This window comes from Variovorax sp. GW460-12-1-14-LB1 (genome assembly GCF_059423605.1).
In genome coordinates, this window is record NZ_JBWKYF010000102.1 from 1 (window position 1) to 17,756 (window position 17,756).

The following is a 17,756-nucleotide window of genomic DNA, read 5'->3' on the forward strand; positions in this document are numbered from 1 at the left end:
GTAGAAGTCGGTGTAGTCGCCGATGCGCGCGGGCACGGTGTATTCGACCTCGGCCTGCGGCACGAGGCAGCCGCGCAGGTCGTCCACTGTCGCGGCCGGCGCGTCGCTGTGCAGCAGCGCGAAGACCGCATGGCGCAGCGCCTGCCAGGCGGGCGGGCCGAGCGCGAAGAAATCGTTCAGCGCGGGCAGGGCAGCGGTGCGTGCTGCATCGAGTGCGAGGCCGTCGACGTGCGAGCCCGCGGCCAGCGCCGCGAGGTCGAGCACCTGGTCGCCGATGGCCACGCCACCGCGAAACGGCTCGGGGCGGCCGGTGCGGCGGAACATCGCATACGGCAGGTTCTGGATCGGAAAGTCGCTGCCCGCGACATTGGCGGATGCGACCCAGCTGCGGGCGCCGGCGTCGTGCGTGTGGTTGAGTCCGTTCATGGCCGCCCGCACCTCAGACCGACGCCATCAGCGCGTCGTCGAAGATCGCCACCGCGCGCGTCCAGCCCGCCGACGCGCCGCGGATCTTGTGCGGGAAGCAGCTGATGAAAAAGCCCGTGGGCGGCAGCACCTCGAGGTTGTGCAGCTTCTCGATGTGGCAGTAGCCGATGTCGCGCCCGGCCTTGTGGCCTTCCCAGATGAGCGAGGCGTCGTGCGTTTCGCCGTACTTCTTGGCGGTGTGCACGAAGGGCGCGTCCCAGCTCCAGGCGTCGGTGCCCGTGAGGCGCACGCCGCGTTCCAGCAGGTACATGGTGGCTTCGTAGCCCATGCCCGCGCCGGCCGACACGTAGTCGGGGTTGCCGTAGCGCGAGCCGGCGCGCGTGTTGACCACCACGATCTCCAGCGGGCTCAGCGTGTGATTGATGCGCTTCAGCTCGGCCTCGACATCGGCGGCCGTGACCACATAACCGTCGGCGAAGTGGCGAAAGTCGAGCTTCACGCCGGGCTGGAAGCACCATTCGAGCGGCACGTCGTGGATGGCGATGGCGGGCTTCTTCTCGCCCAGCGCCTTGTCCATGGTCGAGTGGAAGTGATAGGGCGCATCGAGGTGCGTGCCGTTGTGGGTGGAGAGCTGCACCAGCTCCACGGCCCAGCCTTCGCCGTCGGGCAGGTCTTCTTTCTTCAGGCCGGGAAAGAAGGGCTCGATCTGCTCGAAGGTGTGCTCGTGCGTGAAGTACTGGATCTTCGGCGCGAAGGCCGGCGGATCGGACAGCACGTCGTTTTCGAGAAAGATCGACAGGTCGACGAACTTGCGTGGCATGGCGAGGCTCCTTGTGGGGTGTAGGTTTTGAAGGAATCGATCGAATCAATCAGGGCTGCTGCCAGCGCAGCAGGCGCTTCTCGGCCAAGGCCAGCAGCGCGTTGCTCACGAAGCCGATGAGCCCGAGCAGCACGATGCCGGCGAACAGATCGCTGGCACGGAAGGCGCGCGCCGCCAGCAGGATGGCCTGGCCCAGGCCGCTTTGCGAGGCGATCATTTCGCCCACCACCGCGACGATCAGCGCGATGGTCAGCGCCAGCCGCATGCCGGCCAGGATGTCGGGCATGGCGTTGGGCAGGCCCATCTTCCAGATGTACGCGGCGCGCGACATCTGCAGGCAGCGCGCCACTTCCGACAGGCGCGGCTCCACCGCCGCGAAGCCGTGCACCGTGGCCAGCAGCACCGGCCACATCGCGCCGAAGGCGACCACGAACAGCACCATGCCGGGGTTCAGCCCGAAGATCGAAATGGCCAGCGGCAGCAGCGCCGAGGCGGGCAGCGGGCGAATGAACTCCAGCGTCGGTTGCACCCACGCGCGCACTGCGGGCGACACGCCGATGGCCGCGCCCAGCAGCACGCCGAAGAGCGACGCCAGCAGCCAGCCTTCGACCATGCGGCCGACCGTGGCCTGCGTGAAGGCGAGCAGCTCGCCGTTGCCGTCGTTGCCTGAAGATAGATTGAGCCCTTCGAGCAGGCTCGCGAAGGTGGCTTGCGGCGTCGGCAGAAACACGCGGCTGACCCAGCCCGCGTTGCTCGCCACCCACCACAGCGCGACCAACGCGAGCAGCACGCCCGCGGAGCCCAGCCACCCCAGGCCCAGTCGGTCGTTGCGGTTGTTGTTCATGGCTGCACCCCCATGCGTCGCGCGACCAGGGATTGCAGGCGCACCATGCCCGCGTTGACCGCGAAGCCCACCACGCCGATCCAGCCCAGCCACGCGAGCATCAGCGCAGGGTCGAAGCTCTGCTGCGCGATCATCATCGCGTAGCCCATGCCGTGCGGATTCGCGGCGATCTCGACCGTCACCGCCACCACCAGTGCCACCGCCACGCCCAGGCGCAGCGCGACGAACAGGCGCGGCACGATGGCCGGCAGCACGATCTTGAAGGCGCGTTCGCGCGCCGACAGCCCGAGCACGCGGCTCACCTCGAGCAGCCGGGGCTCGATCTGCTGTACCGCCGACTGCACCAGCACCAGCAGTGGCCAGAAGGTGGCGAAGGCGACGATGGCCACTTCCATGCGCACGCCGAAACCGAAGCCCAGCATCGCGAGCGGGATCAGCGCGACGGAAGGCACGGGGCGCAGCACCTCGATGGACACGGCGCCCAGCTGCGCCGCACGGCGCGAGAGCCCGAGCACCAGCCCGAATGCAATGCCGAGCACCGCACCCAGCAGCAGGCCCAGTGCCGCCGTGCCCAGCGTGAAGCCCGTGGCCTGCCAGAGCGAGCCGTCCATGGCCGCGCCGACAAAGGCCTTGGCGGCCGCGCTGGGCGGTGCAAGCGCATCGCTGCCCAACGCCGCCGCGCGCCGCGCGTACCACTCGAAGGCGCCGACCAGCAGCGCGGGAAACACCCACGGCCGCAGCCAGCGAAAGAGACGGCCTTCAGTCATGACCCTGCTCGATGAAGGCGAACAGCTCACGCCGCAACTGCAGGTATTCCGGATGCTCCTTCGTCGTGAGCTGGTCGCGCGGACGCGGGATCTTCACGTCGATCATCCGCGCCAGGCTCGGCCGCCCCGGCCCGGGGTTGGCCTGCAGCGCGATCACGCGGTCGCCGAGGTAGATGGCTTCTTCCAGGTCGTGCGTGACGAACAGCACCGTGAGCCCGTCGTCGCGCACCAGCCGCGCCAGCTCGTCCTGCAGGCTCTGGCGCGTGAGTGCATCGAGCGCGCCGAAGGGCTCGTCCATCATCATCAGCTCGGGCTTCTGCGCGAGGCAGCGGGCAATCTGCGCGCGCTGCTGCATGCCGCCCGACAGCTGCACCGGAAACTTGTGCGCGTGCTTCGCGAGCCCGACCTTGCCGAGCACGTCGGCAATGCGCGGCGCGCGCTCGGCGGCAGGCACGCCGGCCGCTTCGAGCGCCAGGCTCACGTTGCCTTCGACCGTGCGCCACGGCAGCAGCGCGCGGCCGTAGTCCTGGAACACGAAGGCCACTTCGCGCGAGGGCGCCGTCATCGGCACGCCCTTGCGCCGCACCTCGCCGGCACTGGCGGTGACGAGGCCGCTGGCCGCGCGCAGCAGCGTGGTCTTGCCGCAGCCGCTCGGGCCGACGATGCACACGAACTCGCCGCGCGCCACGTCGAACGAGGTGGGCGACAGGATCTCGCGCCCGCCGAGGCGGATGGTGACGCCGTCGAAGCGCAAAAAGGAATCGGCGGCCGCGCTCACTTGGCGATCAGCTTCGCAACGTCGATGTTCGTCTTGAGCATGTCCTGCTCCTTCATGAGCCCGGTCCAGTAGCCCAGCTGCTTGTCGGTGACGACCGGGCCCGGCGGCGAGACCTGCACCTTGGCCAGCACCTCGGGCGGCAGCTTGATGTACTTGCCGATCGCCGTGCGCACCTTGGCGTCGTTCTTCGGCTGCTGGATGAAGGCGCCGGCCTCGACCAGTGCCTCGCGGAAGGCGCGCGCCGTGGCGGGGTTCTTTGCCACCCACTCGCGCTTGGCCGCATGCACGATGGTCTGGTTGTTCTCGGGCAGGAAGGTCGAGTAGTACGAGGCCACGTAGCCCGCGCCGCTCTCGGTGATGCGGCTCATGAACGGGTCGGCCGACACCACCGCATCGACCGAGCCGCCGCGCAGCAGGTCGGCATGCTGCGGGAACGCGGCCTCGATGAAGTTGACCTTGCGGTAGTCGACGCCGCTGTCCTTCAGCCACGCGCGGAAGGTCACGTGCAGGAAGGCACCGAGCCCCGGCACGCCGATCTTCTTGCCCACGCAGTCCTGCGCGCTCTTGATGCCCGAGCCCGCGCGCGCCACGAGGCCGAAGCCCGTGATCGTCTTCGAGGTGAGGCCGCCGCCGGCCACCAGCACCAGGTCGAGCCCGCCGTCCACCGCCTGCAGGAACACCGAGGGCGTGGGCCCGCCGATCTGCAGCGAGTCGGACTGCAGTGCGGCCGGGATGGTGGAGTTCAGCGGAATGAACTTCAGCTCCACGTCGAGGTTGCGCTTCTTGAAGTAGCCCTCTTCGGCCGCCACGAAGACCGAGGCGAAGTCGGTCACCGCGGTGTAGCCGAACACGATCTTCGGGTGGGCCTGCTGGGCGCGCGAAGGCAACGAGGCGGTGGCCGATGCGGCCGCGAGCGCCGATAGCAGGGTGCGTCTTTTCATCATGGCTGGGGTCTCCTGGGGATGGTCTTTTTCGTGCGTGAGGGCTTGGCGGCGGCGGCCTTCGACGTCGCCTTCGGTTTCGGCAGCGCGGCGCGCAGACCGCCGGCGATGAAGTTCACGAGCATCGGCGCCACGGCCGGGTCGGCGCGTGTGTTCTCGCCGCGCGAGAGCCGTTCGATGCGGCTGTCGGTCAGGTGGTGCAGCAGCGCGCCCAGCGCGAACTGGTAGCCCCATGCGACCTGGCTGCGCGTGGCGTGTGGCAGCGCCACGTGCAGTGCGTCGATGTAGGCCTCGGCCAGCGGGTCGAAGTAGCCGCGCAGCACGCGGTCGGCTTCTTCAGTCGCGTGGTACAGCTCGCGCGCCACCAGCAGCGCGTAGTACTCGCCCTCGGTGCTCGCGCGCAGCGCCAGCACGGGCGCGGTGAAGGCCTCGATGATGCGCGGCAGCGTGCGCGCGTCGTCGGGGTCGATGGTCACGGCCGCCAGGCGCGCGAGCCGCTCCTCGATGCTGTGGCTCCAGTGTTCGAAGATCGCGTGGAACAGCTCGTGCTTCGGGCCGAAGTAGTAGCCCACCAGCGCGAGGGGCACGCCGGCTTCTTCGGCGATCTGGCGGATCGTCACCGCGTGGTAGCCGTGCTGCGCGAAGAGCTTCTCGGCCGCCAGCAGGATCGCCTGGCGGCGGTCGGGTCGCGCGGGCTCGGGCGCGACGGTCGGGGCGCCTGAGGTGCCTGAGCCTCGAGAGGCGCTGCGTTTGCGGGCCGGCGGTGTGCGAGCGTTCATGGGGGCGTATTGAACGGCTGTACAAAAATGTTGAACACACGTACAAACCCTGAGGTCAACCCTCATTGAGCACGACCGTTCGCGGCGCTACGCTCGTGGCATGCCCGCTCCCAACATCCCCCAGATCCGCCTTTATCAGAACTGGCTGCGCGACACGCGCGGCCTGGCCTTCGACAGCTACGACGCGCTGTGGCGCTGGTCCGTCACCGACCTCGATGCCTTCTGGCAGAGCATCTGGGACTACGCCGGCCTGCGCTCGCCCACGCCCCACACCGCGGTGCTCGCCGAACGCCGCATGCCCGGCGCGCGCTGGTTTCCCGGCGCGCAGGTCAACTACACGCGCGAGGTGCTGCGCCACGCCGACGCGGCCCATGCGGCCGGCCTGCCCGCCATCGTGAGCGACAACGAACGCGGCGAGGTGCGCGAGCTGTCGTGGCCCGAGCTGCGCCGGCAGGTGGCCTCGGTGGCGCTCACGCTGAAGTCGCTCGGCGTGCGCCGCGGCGACCGCGTGGCCGCCTACATGCCGAACGTGCCCGAGACCATGGTGGCGTTTCTCGCGTGCTCCAGCATCGGCGCGGTGTGGAGCGTGTGCGCGCCCGACATGGGCACGGCCGCCGTGGCCGACCGCTTCCGCCAGATCGAACCCACGCTGCTGATCGCGGTCGACGGCGTGCACTACGGCGGCAAGCCGCTGGACCGCAGCACCGTGCTGCAGGAGCTTCGTGGCCAGCTGCCGAGCGTGCAGAAGCTGCTGCTCGTGCAGTCGCCCTTTGCTGCGAACGCAGTGGCGCACGATGTCGAATGGCGACAAGCCATCGCGCGCGACGACGCGCAGGTCGCAGCCTTCGAACCCGAGTGGCTGCCCTTCGACCACCCGATCTGGATCGTCTATTCGAGCGGCACCACCGGCCTTCCCAAGCCCATCGTGCACGGGCAGGGCGGCATCTTGCTGACCATGCACGCCTGCGGCCTGCACAACGACGTGGGCGCGAGCTACGGCGCCAACAACCTCGGCGAGCGCTACCACTGGTACAGCTCCACGGGCTGGGTGATGTGGAACTCGCAGCTCTCGGGCCTGGCCTTCGGCGCCACCATCTGCATCTACGACGGCAACCCGGCGGGCAGCAAGGACAAGCCCGACTGGGGCGTGCTGTGGCGCTTCGTGGCCAAGCACCGCGTCACCTTCTTCGGCGCGGGCGCGGCCTACTTCACCAACTGCATGAAGGCGGGGCTCGTTGCGAAAGACTGCGGCGACCTGTCGCGCGTGCGCGCCTTGGGCAGCACCGGTTCGCCACTGCCCGACGAGGTGCAGCGCTGGGGCTCGCAGCAGATCCTCGACGCGGGCTCGAAAGAGGTGTGGTGGTGCAACATCTCGGGCGGCACCGACTTCTGCGGCGCCTTCGTCGGCGGCAACCGCGAGCTGCCCGAGGTGCCGGGCCAGATGCAATGCCGCGAACTCGGCCATGCGGTCGAGGCCTGGAACGAGCAGGGCCAGCCGGTCATCGGCGAGGTCGGCGAGCTGGTGTGCACGCAGCCCATTCCGTCGATGCCGCTGTACTTCTGGGGCGACGAAGGCAACGCGCGCTACGTGTCGAGCTACTTCGACACCTACCCGGGCGTGTGGCGCCACGGCGACTGGATCAAGGTCGGCAGCGACGGCGGCTGCATCATCTACGGCCGCAGCGACGCCACCATCAACCGCCAGGGCCTGCGCATGGGCACCAGCGAGATCTACAGCGCGGTCGAGGGCCTGCCCGAGGTGCTCGACTCGATGGTGGTCGACCTCGAGTACCTGGGCCGCGACAGCTACATGCCGCTGTTCGTGGTGCTGCGCCCCGGCGTGGCGCTCGACGAGGCCATGCGCGCGCGCATCAACAGTGCGATCAAGACCTCGCTGTCGCCGCGCTTCGTGCCCAACGACATCTTCCAGGTGGCTGAGATTCCGCGCACGCTGTCGGGCAAGAAGCAGGAGCTGCCGATCAAGAAGCTGCTGCTGGGCCAACCGATCGAGAAGGTCGTGAACCGCGAGGCGATGGCAAACCCCGGCAGCCTGGATTGGTATGTGGCTTTCGCCGCGCAGCGGGCCTCCGCATAATGGGGCGATGAAAAGACGCACCAGCCTCCTCATGCTCTCCGCCGTTGCCGGCGCTTCCGTCCTGAGCGCTTGCGCGGGCGGCTCGCCCGGCACGCCGGCTCAACCCGCCGCCGCACCGCTGCGCGTGACGGGCACCGTGGCCTACCGCGAGCGCATCGCGCTCGACCCCGCGGCCGAAGTGCGCGTGCAACTGCTCGACGTGTCGCGCATGGACGCGCCCTCGGTCGTGCTCGCCGAGCAGCGCATTCCCGCCAACGGCAAGCAGCCGCCCTTCGCCTTCGAACTCAGCGTCGATGCCGCGCGCATCGACCCGCGCATGCGCTACGCCGTGGCGGCGCGCATCACGCGCGGCGAGCAGCTGCTGTTCATCAACGATACGCAGTATTCGGTGCTCACGCAGGGCAACGGCACCAGCGCCAACCTGATGCTGGTGCGCGTGGCCACGCCACCGCCGCCGCCGCGCCCCTCGCGCTGATCGACCGACCCGCGCGACAGGCTCGCGCGGATCAGGTCAGCAGTTCGTGGAGCACCATGCGCGTCTGTCGGCCGCGCAGCTCCACCAGCTCTTCGATGCGCCGCGTGGCCAGCCGGCCGTTCAGGGCCGCGTAGGTGACCTCCGAGATCAGCATGCGCGTGCCCAGCTGGCGGTTCGCGCCTTCGATGCGGCTGGCCACGTTCACCACGTCGCCGAACGCCGTGTACGACAGCCGGTCGTTCGAGCCCAGCACCCCCGCCACCACCACGCCCGTGTGAATGCCGATGTGCGTGCGGAACTCGGGCAGGCCCTGTTCGGCCCACTGCCGGTTGAGCTGATGCATCTCGGCGTGCAGCTCGAGCGCGGCGCGGCAGGCCTTGTACTCGGCGTCTTCCAGGTCGGCCGGCGCGCCCCACAGCACCATGATGCCGTCGCCGATGAACTTGTCGATCACGCCGCCGTGGCGCGCGAACACCGCGGCCGCGAGGTTGAAGTACTCGGTCAGCTGGCGCACCAGCACATCGGCCGCGATCGATTCGGAGATCGACGTGAAGCCCTCCACGTCGGTGAACATCACCGTCACCTGGCGCGGCGAGCCGTTGGGCGCGAGCGCGTGGCCCTGCGCCACCAGCTGGTTGATCACGTCCACCGGCACGAACTTGCTGAAGGCCTTGAGGCTGCGCGCCGAGTCGTCGAGCGCCTGGTCCAGGTGCTGGATCTCGAGCACGCGACTGGGCTCGCGTGGCAGGTCGTCGAGCTCGAGGCGGCCGATGCGGTGCGCGATGCGCGAGAGGTTCTCGACCGGCGCCGTCACCAGCTTCGACAGCTTGAGCGACATGTACAGCGCCAGCCCCAGGAACACCAGCGCCAGCAGCAACGACCACGCCACCGCGCGGCGCAGGCCACCCAGCAGCACGTCTTCGGGGACCCAGCTGACCAGCTGCCAGCCGGTGGCGGGAATGCGCGAGGCCTGCACCAGGTAGCGCCGCCCCTCGTGGCTGAAGGCGAAGGCCTTGTCGCTGCCGCTGCCGGCGATGCCGTCGGCCACCATCTGTGCGTTCAGTGCGCCGAGCGCGCCCGTGGGCGCTTCCAGCGTGTGCAGCACGCCCGGCATGTCGCTGCGCGCGAGCACCTTGTGGTCGGCGCTCAGCAGCGCGCTGTTGCCGTTGCCGTTGCGGCTGAACAGGCGCACGAACTCCGACAGCCGGCCCAGCGACACGTCGCCCGCCACCACCATCGCCTGTGGGCTGCCTTCGGCCTGGCGACGCTGGCTGGGTAGCGCGTAGGTCACGCCCAGTTCCTGCGCGGCGGCGAACACATAGGGGACGGTCCAGACCGGCCCCTGCGTCTTGCGCGCCTGCACGAACCAGCTGCGCTGCGTCGGGTTGTAGTTGCTGCGGTAGGCCTCCACGCGCTGCGTGGCAAAGCGCTGCTGCACGTCGGCCTCGGAACCTAGCGGCAGCTTGTACTGCCAGGTCTCGGTGGTGAAGTCGGCGCCGCGCGCGATGTGGCGGATCGCCGGCACGGGGTAGCGCAGCGCCATCAGCATCTTGCCCTCGACGTTCGCCACGTAGACGCTGTCGAGTTCGGGCGATTGCTGCAGCAGCGTCCACAGGAGCTCGGCCGTGCGGTCCACGTTCTCGCCCGCGGGCGTGAGGCTGGGCGAGCTGCCGATCGCGCCGACCGCCGACTCGGCCTTGGCAAGGAAGGCCAGCACCTTGTCTTCGGTGCGGTCGTGGTTCGACTTGTGCGCCGAGGTGCCGATCGTCGTCACCAGCCGCTGCGAGCCCCAGTAGCCCAGCGTGACCAGCAGCAGCGACTGCGCGAGCGCCACGGCACTGACGATGGAGCCGACATCGACCCGGAAGCGACGCGGGCGTCGGGGCGGTGGGATTTCAGCGGAAGAGGGTGACGGAGACGGTGGCAACGGCGTGGTGACGTGCGCGAAAGACGGGCGACCCGCCGCATCCGGAGGCCCGGACGATTCCTTGTACATACAGCTCCCTGACGACAACTCGGAACGGACCCCGGCTCCTCCTCACGAGGTCGTGGTCCGGCGTCCGGAGGGTGTTGCGGGGCCGATCGTGTGCGCCGGCCATCCTGGCAATCCCCCGGATGCGCGCGGGATTTTCGCCTGTATTTGATACATGTGTGCAACTTTGCACGCTTGGTGCGACGTTGCTGCGCCCGAGGGCTTGATTGCGAACGGACGTTCGTTCTATTCAGCGCGCGTCGTGAAAGATCAGGCCCAGCGTGTGGCGCTGTCCGCTGCGCACGCGGCTCACGCCGTGGCGCATCGTCACGCGGTAGCTGCCGCGTGTGCCCGCCACCGGCCGCTGGTTCACCGCGAAGACCACCGCCTCGCCCTGCGCGAGCGACACCACCTCGGCACGCGACTGCATGCGCGGGCGCTGCTCGGTCAGCACGAACTCGCCGCCCGTGAAGTCTTCGCCGGGCCGGCTCAGCAGCACCGTGAGCTGCAGCGGAAATTGCAGGTCGCCGTACAGGTCCTGGTGCAGGCAGTTGTAGTCGCCCTCGCCGTAGCGCAGCAGCAGCGGAGTGGGGCGCAGCTGGCCCGCCGCATGGCAGCGCGCGAGGTAGGCCGCATGGTCCGGCGGGTAGTCGGCCGGCTGACCCATCGCGGCGGCCCAGGCATTGGCCAGTGGCGCGAGGCGTTCGTACAGCGCGCTGCGAAATGTCACGAGCCTGGACGGCAGCGGGTACGCGAAGTACTGGTACTCGCCCTGGCCGAAGCCGTGGCGCTGCATGACCACACGGCTGCGAAAGCGCTGGCCTTCGTCGTACATGGCCGTGAGCGCGGCGCATTCCGCGGGCGTGAACAACGCCCCGGTGACGGCACAGCCGCGGGCGGCGAGGTCGGCATCGATGCGGGGCCAGTCGAGGGCGTGGATGCGGGCGGCGACGGAAGAACTCATGCGGGCAGTGTCGCGCGGTGGCGGGATGCGGGCTCGCCGTTTTCGGACGCGGGTTTCGGTGGGGCAGGGGCCGGCTTGAGCGATCATCCTGAAGACCCAGCCTGAAAGCATTCACATTCAATGAGCACCCAGAACCACACCCCCCAAGACACCGCCAACGACTGGCAACTCCCCTGGACCGGCGGCTGCCGCTGCGGCCAGGTGCGCCTGCGCATCACCGCACCGCCGCTGCTGGCCATGGCCTGCCACTGCACCGGCTGCCAGCGCATGAGCGCCAGTGCGTTCTCGCTGTCATTGGCGATCCCCGCGCCGGGCTTCGAAGTGGTGTCGGGCGAACCCGTCATCGGCGGGCTGCACGGCGACGAGTCGCACCACTTCTTCTGCCCACACTGCAAGAGCTGGATGTTCACGCGCACCGAGGGCATGGACTATTTCGTCAACCTGCGCGCCACCATGCTCGACCGGCACGAATGGGTCGCGCCCTTTGCGGAAACCTGGACCGACGAGAAGCTGCCGTGGGCCACGACGCCCGCGAAGCACAGCTTCGGCACCTTGCCTGCGATGGACGCCTTCCCCGCGATGATTCAGGCGTACGCGCAAGAGGGCGCACGGCCGGCTGCGAAGGCCTGAGCGGGCCTGCCTCGATTCCCGTCTCGGCTCAGGAGCCGGGGTTGCGGGCCGCGTCTAGCGCCGCGAGCATGTCGGCCCCCTGGCGATGGTGGGCGCGCTCAAACAACGAGCGGCTTTTGACCCAGCAGGCGGGCCAGCTCGGTCAGCAGCTGGCGTTCGTTGTCCTCGAGCGCGGACGGATCGGCGTGGCGCCAGTTGCGCTCGTAGGTGCCCCAGGCCTCTTCGGGTGTGAGCTCCGCGTCCGCGGGCAATTGCCATGCGAGGCGGCGCAACTGCGCGAAGTCGCCAACCCGGATCGTCTTCGTCGGCGTGCGCGAGGGCGCCGGCGTCGCCATCTCCTTGGCGATACCTTCGATCGGCGCCGTCACTTCGACATCCAGACCCAGTGCCGCCAGGGCGTTCATGTAGGCCCCCATCGTGACGGAGGGCTCGCCGCGTTCGATGCGATGCAGCGTCATGCGCGACATGCCCGCCGCCTCGGCGGCCGTGGTGGCGCTGATCCGGAGCGACTTCCGACGGGCATGGATATGCCGGCCGAACGCTTCAAGGCGTCGGTTGGCTCTGTCCAAGGTCGGCGGGGCGGTGGATGGCATATGTGTATCTCATATTAGGCAAGACTAATGAAATGTCTAGTACGAGATACATTTTTGGCTGCTTCAACCTTCGCGCGCCTGCCCCAGCAGCCAATCACTGAACAGCTTCAGCAACGGCCGCTGATCCGCCCGCTCCGGCGTCACCAGGTAATAGCTGCGCTCCCCCGACAGCGCCCGCGGGCAGGCCACCACCAGCTCGCCGCGCGCCAGCTCGTCGGCCACCAGCATGGTCGGCATGAGCGCCACGCCCAGGCCGTGCGAGGCGGCGGCGGCGAGGATCGAGAACAGCTCGTAGCGCGGACCGCCGCGGGAGGTGGGGGCGTCGACCTGCTGCGCGTCGAACCACTGGCGCCAGCCGTCGGGGCGTGTGCTCTGCTGCAGCAGCGGCATCCGCGCGATGGCCGCGGGCGACACGGCCTTGCCGTGGGGCAGCAGCGAAGGGCTGCACACGGGCACCACGTCTTCATGCATGAGCAGCAGCGCGCGCGTGCCGGCCCAGTTCTCGACCTGCGCGGGCGTGCCGGCGTACAGCGCGGCGTCGAACTCCGCGTCGGCAAAGAGGAAGGGGCGGGTGCGCGTCTCGATGTGCACCACCACGTCGGGCTGCAGCGCCGCAAAACCGCGCAGGCGCGGCACCAGCCAGCGCGTGGCGAAGGTGGGCACCGCCGCCAGCGACAGCGACCCGCCTTCGCCCTGGTGCGCCATGGCGTCGAGCGTGTCGCGCTCCATGGCCTCCAGGCGGCGGGCGATCTGGCGCGCGTAGGCGGCGCCGCTGGCCGTGAGCGCCACGCCGTGCCGCGTGCGGCGAAACAGCGCCACGCCCAGGAAGGCCTCGAGCGCCCCGACCTGGCGCGACACCGCGCTCTGCGTGAGCGCCAGTTCCTGCGCGGCGCGGGTGTAGCTCTCGTGGCGCGCGGCGGCGTCGAAGCACACGAGGGTTTGCAGGGGCGGGATCTTGCGGCGCATGTATGCCCGGAGTGTATGACTGGCGGATTGGTTTCACCAGTAAATCAACAGGATGTATCTCTCGAGATGTGCGTCAGGCGCATATCTGGGTGAGGATTCATCGTTTGCGCCGGGCCTCCTGCGTGGCTACGATCCACCGCATTCCCCCTTCTTTTGTTTCTTCTTCCTTTTCCGGAGACATCCACATGGCCGCCAAAGCGCAATTCCACTGGGACGACCCCCTTCTTCTCGACCAGCAGCTGACCGACGAAGAACGCATGATCCGCGACGCGGCCAACGCCTACTGCCAGGAGCGCCTGGCGCCCCGCGTCATCGAAGGCTTCCGCACCGGCGAAACCGACCCCGCGATCTTTCGCGAAATGGGCGCGCTCGGCCTGCTCGGCCCGACGATCCCCGAACAGTACGGCGGCCCCGGCCTGAACTACGTGGCCTACGGCCTGATCGCCCGCGAAGTCGAGCGCGTCGACTCGGGCTACCGCTCGATGGCCAGTGTGCAGAGCTCGCTGGTGATGGTGCCGATCTTCGAATTCGGCACCGAAGCGCAAAAGCAGAAGTTCCTGCCCAAGCTCGCCACCGGCGAATGGATCGGCTGCTTCGGCCTGACCGAACCCGACCACGGCTCCGACCCCGGCAGCATGGCCACGCGCGCCAAGAAGGTGCCGGGCGGCTACTCGCTCAGCGGCTCGAAGATGTGGATCAGCAACTCGCCCATCGCCGACGTGTTCGTCGTCTGGGCCAAGGAAGTCAGCGAAAGCGGCACCGTCGGCCCGATCCGCGGCTTCGTGCTCGAAAAGGGCATGAAGGGCCTGACAGCCCCCGCCATCCACGGCAAGGTCGGCCTGCGCGCCAGCATCACCGGCGAAATCGTCATGGACGGCGTGTTCTGCCCCGAAGAAAACGCTTTCCCCGAAGTGCAAGGCCTCAAGGGTCCGTTCACCTGCCTGAACAGCGCCCGCTACGGCATCTCGTGGGGCGCCATCGGTGCCGCCGAAGACTGCTGGCACCGCGCCCGCCAGTACACGTTGGACCGCAAGCAGTTCGGCCGCCCGCTCGCCGCCAACCAGCTCATCCAGAAGAAGCTGGCCGACATGCAGACCGAGATCACGCTGGGCCTGCAAGGCAGCCTGCGCCTGGGCCGCATGAAGGACGAAGGCATTGCGGCTGTCGAGATCACCTCGATCATGAAGCGCAACAACTGCGGCAAGTCGCTGGACATCGCTCGCATGGCGCGCGACATGATGGGCGGCAACGGCATCAGCGACGAGTTCGGCGTGGCGCGCCACCTGGTGAACCTCGAAGTGGTCAACACCTACGAAGGCACGCACGACATCCACGCGCTGATCCTGGGCCGCGCCATCACCGGCATCGCCGCTTTCGCCAACTGAACGAACGCATGAGCACCAAGCCCGCAGCACTCGACGGCATCAAGGTCCTCGATCTGTCCCGCGTGCTCGCGGGCCCGTGGTGCACGCAGATCCTCGCGGACCTGGGCGCTGACGTCGTCAAGATCGAACGCCCCGGCGTCGGCGACGACACGCGCACCTGGGGTCCGCCCTTCGTGAAGGACGCGAACGGCCACGACACCGACCAGGCCAGCTACTTCACCTCCTGCAACCGCAACAAGCGCTCGGTCACCATCGACATGGCCACGCCCGAAGGGCAGACGCTGCTGCAGCAGATGGCGGCGCAGGCCGACATCGTGGTCGAAAACTTCAAGACCGGCGGCCTGAAGCAGTACGGCCTCGACCAGGAAAGCCTGCGCGCGGCCAACCCGCGCCTCATCTACTGCAGCGTGACCGGCTTCGGCCATGACGGCCCCTACGCCGAGCGCGCGGGCTACGACCTGATGATCCAGGCCATGACCGGCATGATGAGCATCACCGGCCGCCCCGACGGCGAACCCGGCGGCGGTCCGTTGCGCGTGGGCGTGGCGCTCACCGACCTGTTCACCGGCGTGTACGCCAGCACCGCCATCCTCGCGGCGCTGCAAGTGCGCGACCGCACCGGCGAAGGCCAGCACATCGACATGGCGCTGCTCGACGTGGGCATGGCCATCCTCGCCAACCAGGCGAGCGCTTTTCTCAACACCGGCAAGGCGCCGGGCCGCCAGGGCAACACGCACCCGAGCCTCGCGCCTTATCAAGACTTTCCGACGCAGGACGGCGCGATGCTGCTGGCCATCGGCAACAACGGCCAGTTCGCGCGCTTCTGCGAAGCCGCCGGCCACGCCGGGTGGGCCGCCGACGAACGCTTTGCGACCAACACACTGCGCGTGAAACACCGCGGCGTGCTGATCCCGATGATGGAAGAACTCACGCGCACCCGCACCACCGCCGACTGGGTCGCGCTGCTCGAAGACAAGGCCGTGCCCTGCGGCCCCATCAACGACATCGCGCAGGCCTTCGACGACGCACAGGTCAAGTCGCGCGGCCTGGCCGTCACGCTGCCGCGCGATGCGGGCGACGGCATCGCCAGCATCACCGGCGTGGCGAGCCCGTTGCGCCTCACGGCCACGCCGCCGGTGCTGCGCCGCGCACCGCCCGCGCTCGGACAGCACACGCAGGAGGTGCTGGCCGAGATGGGCGTCGACGCCTCGCGCTTCGAGGCATTGCGCGCGGCCGGGGTGGTCTGACACACTGGCGGGCATGACGCGCCCGCCTGCTTCGTCTCCTGTTGCTTCCGCAGCCGATGCGGCCCCGTTCGCGGTGCTGCGCATCGACCACGTCGTGCTGCGCGTGCGCGATGCCGCGCGCGCCATGGCCTTCTACTGCGACGTGCTCGGCTGCACGCTCGAGAAGCGCCGCGACGACCTCGGCCTCGTGCACCTGCGCGCCGGCAGCAGCCTCATCGACCTTGTCACGCACGACGGCAAGCTGGGCCGCCAGGGCGGCGCACTGGCCGGGCGCGAAGGCCGCAACGTCGATCACCTCTGCCTGCGCATCGAGCCCTTCGACGAAGCCGCGATCCGCGCGCGCATGGCGCGGCACGGCGTGCCGGTGCAGGGCGAGGTGCAGAACAACTTCGGGGCCGAAGGCAACGGGCCTTCGATCTACCTCGAAGATCCCGACGGCAATGGTGTTGAACTGAAGGGGCCTGCGGCCTAGCCGCCGCGCCCCATCACCGCCACCGCGAACACCACCACGCCCAGCGCGAGGTTCAGCGTCACCAGCTGGCGCACCGTGTTCAGCCGCGCGGCCGCCACGGGCCAGGCGCTGTCGTCCACCGCGCGGCGCAAGGCGCGGAACACCGAGGCGCGGATGTAGACGTAGACCGCCGCCATCACGAGCGCAATGCCCATCATGGCCTCGACGCGCCAGTGCACGGCGCGAAAGCCGCCGGTCGCGAGGATCATCGCGAAGCCGCTCACGAACAGCAGCGTGACCGACGCGTCCACCCCGATGAAGAAACGTCGCAGCGTCGCGGCCATCATGCGCAGGCGCAGCGGCGGCTCCAGCGTGGCGACGGCGGCGGGGCGCACCGCGAAGTGCATGACGGCCATGCCGCCGACCCAGAAGGCGGCGCACAGCAGGTGAATGAAGAGGGGAGCGAGGTAGGACATGGGGTCCGATCAGAACACCGAACCGTGCGCGCACGCAACGCAAAGCCCCATGCCCTTCAACCCGCCGCGCCGCGCCCGCGCGTGCTCGCGCGGGGCTTGCCGATGCCCGTGCCCGCGATCGAACCGGCATAGCGCTTCATGTCCGCCACCACCTGCCGCAGCAGCGTCGCCGCGGCCGGCGGCAGCAGGCGGCCGTGGCGCGACACGATGTGCGAGCGCCCCTGCGACAGCAGCGGGTTCTTCATCGGCAGCTCGACCAGCGCCGGGTGGTCGGCGTTGGGCGTGAGCGAGATGCGCGTGCCCAGCGTGTAGCCCAGGCCTGCCGACACGAAGTGGCCCAACGCGCTGAACGAGGTGGTGGTCAGCAGCGCGGGCAGCCGCACGCCCTCGCTGATCTCGGCCGCCTCGATGTGCTGGCGCACGCCGAAATTGCGGTGCAGCGTGGCGCCGGGGTAGGGCAGCAGGTCGGCCAGCTTCAGCGGGCGATCGAGCTGCGCGAGCGGGTGTGAGCCCAGCACCATGGCCTGGATCGGCTGCGCGTGCGACTGGTGCGAGGTGAGCCGCTCGTCCTTCGGCGGCTGGAACAGCATGCCGATGTGGGCACGTTCCTCGATCACGCGGCGCACGATCTCGTCGGTGCTGGCGACGTCGAGGTTCACCGTGATCTTCGGGTGGCTGGCCATGAAGATGCGCAGGCTGTGCCGCATGAGCCAGTCGACATAGCCTTCGCCGGCCACGATGTCGATGTGGCCGCTCTCGATCTTGCGGATGCTGTCCATCTGCGCCAGCAGGTGCTGCTTCTGCCCCTGCTGCCTTCGCACATAGCCGGCCAGCAGCTGGCCTGCGTCGGTGGGCACCACGCCGCGTCCGTGGCGCTCCAGCAGCGGCAGGCCGCACTCGGTCTCCAGGATGCCGATGGCGCGGCTCACGGCCGACGGGTCCATGTCGAGCACGTCGGCCGCACCGCGCACCGAGCCGCTGTCGAGCACCTGCATGAAGTAGCGCACCCGGCGGGTGTCGAGCTTGTCGTCCATGGCGGTCGTCTCCGAGTGTTGCATTCAATGCAACGAATATCCTTATTTGCGGTCATTGATGCAAGAGGCTCGCAGCCCGAAACTCGCCGGCACCCCTCGAAAACGCCCCATCC

18 protein-coding genes and 1 pseudogene are annotated in these 17,756 nt (G+C 69.1%); 6 read left to right on the plus strand and 13 right to left on the minus strand.

Going from position 1 to position 17,756, the window contains the following annotated elements:
• From AC07Y4_RS30255 to AC07Y4_RS30285, 7 genes and pseudogenes are all read right to left on the minus strand, one after another.
• Positions 1–426: pseudogene (locus AC07Y4_RS30255) on the minus strand (fumarylacetoacetase); the annotation flags it as partial.
• 13 nt (positions 427–439) lie between these two features.
• A complete protein-coding gene (locus tag AC07Y4_RS30260; protein ID WP_095743084.1) occupies positions 440–1,246 on the minus strand; it encodes a cyclase family protein in 807 nt (268 codons plus the stop codon).
• 49 nt (positions 1,247–1,295) lie between these two features.
• Positions 1,296–2,090 carry an ABC transporter permease gene (locus AC07Y4_RS30265; protein ID WP_487850408.1) on the minus strand — a complete coding sequence of 265 codons (795 nt, stop codon included), beginning with the start codon at positions 2,088–2,090 and terminating at the stop codon, positions 1,296–1,298.
• Entirely contained in the window at positions 2,087–2,857 is a 771-nt protein-coding gene (locus AC07Y4_RS30270; protein WP_487850409.1) for an ABC transporter permease, read from the minus strand. The genes AC07Y4_RS30265 and AC07Y4_RS30270 overlap by 4 nt, the downstream gene beginning before the upstream one ends.
• Positions 2,850–3,635, minus strand: a complete 786-nt coding sequence (locus AC07Y4_RS30275; RefSeq protein WP_139703481.1) for an ABC transporter ATP-binding protein — start codon at positions 3,633–3,635, stop codon at positions 2,850–2,852. Before AC07Y4_RS30275 ends, AC07Y4_RS30270 begins: the two co-directional genes overlap by 8 nt.
• A complete protein-coding gene (locus tag AC07Y4_RS30280) occupies positions 3,632–4,579 on the minus strand; it encodes an ABC transporter substrate-binding protein (RefSeq protein WP_487850410.1) in 948 nt (315 codons plus the stop codon). Before AC07Y4_RS30280 ends, AC07Y4_RS30275 begins: the two co-directional genes overlap by 4 nt.
• A complete protein-coding gene (locus tag AC07Y4_RS30285; protein WP_487850411.1) occupies positions 4,576–5,355 on the minus strand; it encodes a TetR/AcrR family transcriptional regulator in 780 nt (259 codons plus the stop codon). The genes AC07Y4_RS30280 and AC07Y4_RS30285 overlap by 4 nt, the downstream gene beginning before the upstream one ends.
• 100 nt (positions 5,356–5,455) lie before the next feature.
• On the opposite strand from AC07Y4_RS30285, the gene AC07Y4_RS30290 reads away from it, so the two are divergent.
• Both AC07Y4_RS30290 and AC07Y4_RS30295 read left to right on the plus strand, forming a co-directional pair.
• Positions 5,456–7,450 (plus strand): acetoacetate--CoA ligase, encoded by a 1,995-nt coding sequence (locus AC07Y4_RS30290; protein ID WP_487850412.1) that lies wholly within the window; start codon positions 5,456–5,458, stop codon positions 7,448–7,450.
• Between the two features lie 7 nt (positions 7,451–7,457).
• Positions 7,458–7,925, plus strand: a complete 468-nt coding sequence (locus AC07Y4_RS30295) for a YbaY family lipoprotein (protein ID WP_354346118.1) — start codon at positions 7,458–7,460, stop codon at positions 7,923–7,925.
• Between the two features lie 31 nt (positions 7,926–7,956).
• On the opposite strand, the gene AC07Y4_RS30300 is transcribed toward AC07Y4_RS30295, so the two are convergent.
• Both AC07Y4_RS30300 and AC07Y4_RS30305 read right to left on the minus strand, forming a co-directional pair.
• The gene (locus AC07Y4_RS30300; RefSeq protein WP_487850413.1) at positions 7,957–9,921 is read right to left on the minus strand and encodes an adenylate/guanylate cyclase domain-containing protein; all 1,965 of its coding nucleotides are present in this window, start codon (positions 9,919–9,921) and stop codon (positions 7,957–7,959) included.
• Positions 9,922–10,147: 226 nt separating this feature from the next.
• Positions 10,148–10,861, minus strand: coding sequence for a 2OG-Fe(II) oxygenase (locus tag AC07Y4_RS30305; protein ID WP_487850414.1), 714 nt, complete (start codon positions 10,859–10,861; stop codon positions 10,148–10,150).
• A gap of 120 nt (positions 10,862–10,981) precedes the next feature.
• Here AC07Y4_RS30305 and AC07Y4_RS30310 point away from each other — a divergent pair, with 120 nt between their 5' ends.
• Complete coding sequence (locus tag AC07Y4_RS30310) at positions 10,982–11,491, plus strand: GFA family protein (protein ID WP_487850415.1); 510 nt, start codon at positions 10,982–10,984, stop codon at positions 11,489–11,491.
• 98 nt (positions 11,492–11,589) lie between these two features.
• Here the strand turns inward: AC07Y4_RS30310 and AC07Y4_RS30315 are convergent, their stop codons facing one another.
• Both AC07Y4_RS30315 and AC07Y4_RS30320 read right to left on the minus strand, forming a co-directional pair.
• Positions 11,590–12,084 (minus strand): helix-turn-helix domain-containing protein, encoded by a 495-nt coding sequence (locus AC07Y4_RS30315; protein ID WP_487850416.1) that lies wholly within the window; start codon positions 12,082–12,084, stop codon positions 11,590–11,592.
• A 63-nt stretch (positions 12,085–12,147) separates the two neighbouring features.
• Complete coding sequence (locus tag AC07Y4_RS30320) at positions 12,148–13,050, minus strand: LysR substrate-binding domain-containing protein (RefSeq protein ID WP_487850417.1); 903 nt, start codon at positions 13,048–13,050, stop codon at positions 12,148–12,150.
• A 185-nt stretch (positions 13,051–13,235) separates the two neighbouring features.
• Between AC07Y4_RS30320 and AC07Y4_RS30325 the strand changes: the two genes are divergently transcribed.
• The 3 genes from AC07Y4_RS30325 to AC07Y4_RS30335 are packed head-to-tail and all read left to right on the plus strand — an operon-like array spanning position 13,236 to position 16,154.
• Complete coding sequence (locus AC07Y4_RS30325) at positions 13,236–14,435, plus strand: acyl-CoA dehydrogenase (protein WP_062470370.1); 1,200 nt, start codon at positions 13,236–13,238, stop codon at positions 14,433–14,435.
• A gap of 8 nt (positions 14,436–14,443) precedes the next feature.
• On the plus strand, positions 14,444–15,682 hold the full coding sequence (locus AC07Y4_RS30330; protein WP_487850418.1) for a CaiB/BaiF CoA transferase family protein: 1,239 nt from the start codon (positions 14,444–14,446) through the stop codon (positions 15,680–15,682).
• Positions 15,683–15,695: 13 nt separating this feature from the next.
• Positions 15,696–16,154, plus strand: a complete 459-nt coding sequence (locus tag AC07Y4_RS30335; RefSeq protein WP_487850419.1) for a VOC family protein — start codon at positions 15,696–15,698, stop codon at positions 16,152–16,154.
• Here the strand turns inward: AC07Y4_RS30335 and AC07Y4_RS30340 are convergent.
• Positions 16,151–16,609: a CopD family protein gene (locus tag AC07Y4_RS30340; protein WP_487850420.1), complete on the minus strand. Its 459-nt coding sequence runs from the start codon at positions 16,607–16,609 to the stop codon at positions 16,151–16,153. The genes AC07Y4_RS30335 and AC07Y4_RS30340 overlap by 4 nt on opposite strands.
• Before the next feature lie 56 nt (positions 16,610–16,665).
• Positions 16,666–17,643 carry a LysR family transcriptional regulator gene (locus tag AC07Y4_RS30345; RefSeq protein WP_487850421.1) on the minus strand — a complete coding sequence of 326 codons (978 nt, stop codon included), beginning with the start codon at positions 17,641–17,643 and terminating at the stop codon, positions 16,666–16,668.
• Positions 17,644–17,756: the final 113 nt, after the last annotated feature.

What these genes read in the sequence shown, in the direction of transcription:
- AC07Y4_RS30260 (WP_095743084.1), bottom strand. Translation starts at nt 1,246, where the DNA reads ATGCCACGCAAGTTCGTCGACCTGTCGATCTTTCTCGAAAACGACGTG.
- AC07Y4_RS30315 (WP_487850416.1), bottom strand. Translation starts at nt 12,084, where the DNA reads ATGCCATCCACCGCCCCGCCGACCTTGGACAGAGCCAACCGACGCCTT.
- AC07Y4_RS30305 (WP_487850414.1), bottom strand. Translation starts at nt 10,861, where the DNA reads ATGAGTTCTTCCGTCGCCGCCCGCATCCACGCCCTCGACTGGCCCCGC.
- AC07Y4_RS30345 (WP_487850421.1), bottom strand. Translation starts at nt 17,643, where the DNA reads ATGGACGACAAGCTCGACACCCGCCGGGTGCGCTACTTCATGCAGGTG.
- AC07Y4_RS30300 (WP_487850413.1), bottom strand. Translation starts at nt 9,921, where the DNA reads ATGTACAAGGAATCGTCCGGGCCTCCGGATGCGGCGGGTCGCCCGTCT.
- AC07Y4_RS30285 (WP_487850411.1), bottom strand. Translation starts at nt 5,355, where the DNA reads ATGAACGCTCGCACACCGCCGGCCCGCAAACGCAGCGCCTCTCGAGGC.
- AC07Y4_RS30335 (WP_487850419.1), top strand. Translation starts at nt 15,696, where the DNA reads ATGACGCGCCCGCCTGCTTCGTCTCCTGTTGCTTCCGCAGCCGATGCG.
- AC07Y4_RS30310 (WP_487850415.1), top strand. Translation starts at nt 10,982, where the DNA reads ATGAGCACCCAGAACCACACCCCCCAAGACACCGCCAACGACTGGCAA.
- AC07Y4_RS30270 (WP_487850409.1), bottom strand. Translation starts at nt 2,857, where the DNA reads ATGACTGAAGGCCGTCTCTTTCGCTGGCTGCGGCCGTGGGTGTTTCCC.
- AC07Y4_RS30340 (WP_487850420.1), bottom strand. Translation starts at nt 16,609, where the DNA reads ATGTCCTACCTCGCTCCCCTCTTCATTCACCTGCTGTGCGCCGCCTTC.
- AC07Y4_RS30295 (WP_354346118.1), top strand. Translation starts at nt 7,458, where the DNA reads ATGAAAAGACGCACCAGCCTCCTCATGCTCTCCGCCGTTGCCGGCGCT.
- AC07Y4_RS30265 (WP_487850408.1), bottom strand. Translation starts at nt 2,090, where the DNA reads ATGAACAACAACCGCAACGACCGACTGGGCCTGGGGTGGCTGGGCTCC.
- AC07Y4_RS30280 (WP_487850410.1), bottom strand. Translation starts at nt 4,579, where the DNA reads ATGATGAAAAGACGCACCCTGCTATCGGCGCTCGCGGCCGCATCGGCC.
- AC07Y4_RS30320 (WP_487850417.1), bottom strand. Translation starts at nt 13,050, where the DNA reads ATGCGCCGCAAGATCCCGCCCCTGCAAACCCTCGTGTGCTTCGACGCC.
- AC07Y4_RS30330 (WP_487850418.1), top strand. Translation starts at nt 14,444, where the DNA reads ATGAGCACCAAGCCCGCAGCACTCGACGGCATCAAGGTCCTCGATCTG.
- AC07Y4_RS30290 (WP_487850412.1), top strand. Translation starts at nt 5,456, where the DNA reads ATGCCCGCTCCCAACATCCCCCAGATCCGCCTTTATCAGAACTGGCTG.
- AC07Y4_RS30325 (WP_062470370.1), top strand. Translation starts at nt 13,236, where the DNA reads ATGGCCGCCAAAGCGCAATTCCACTGGGACGACCCCCTTCTTCTCGAC.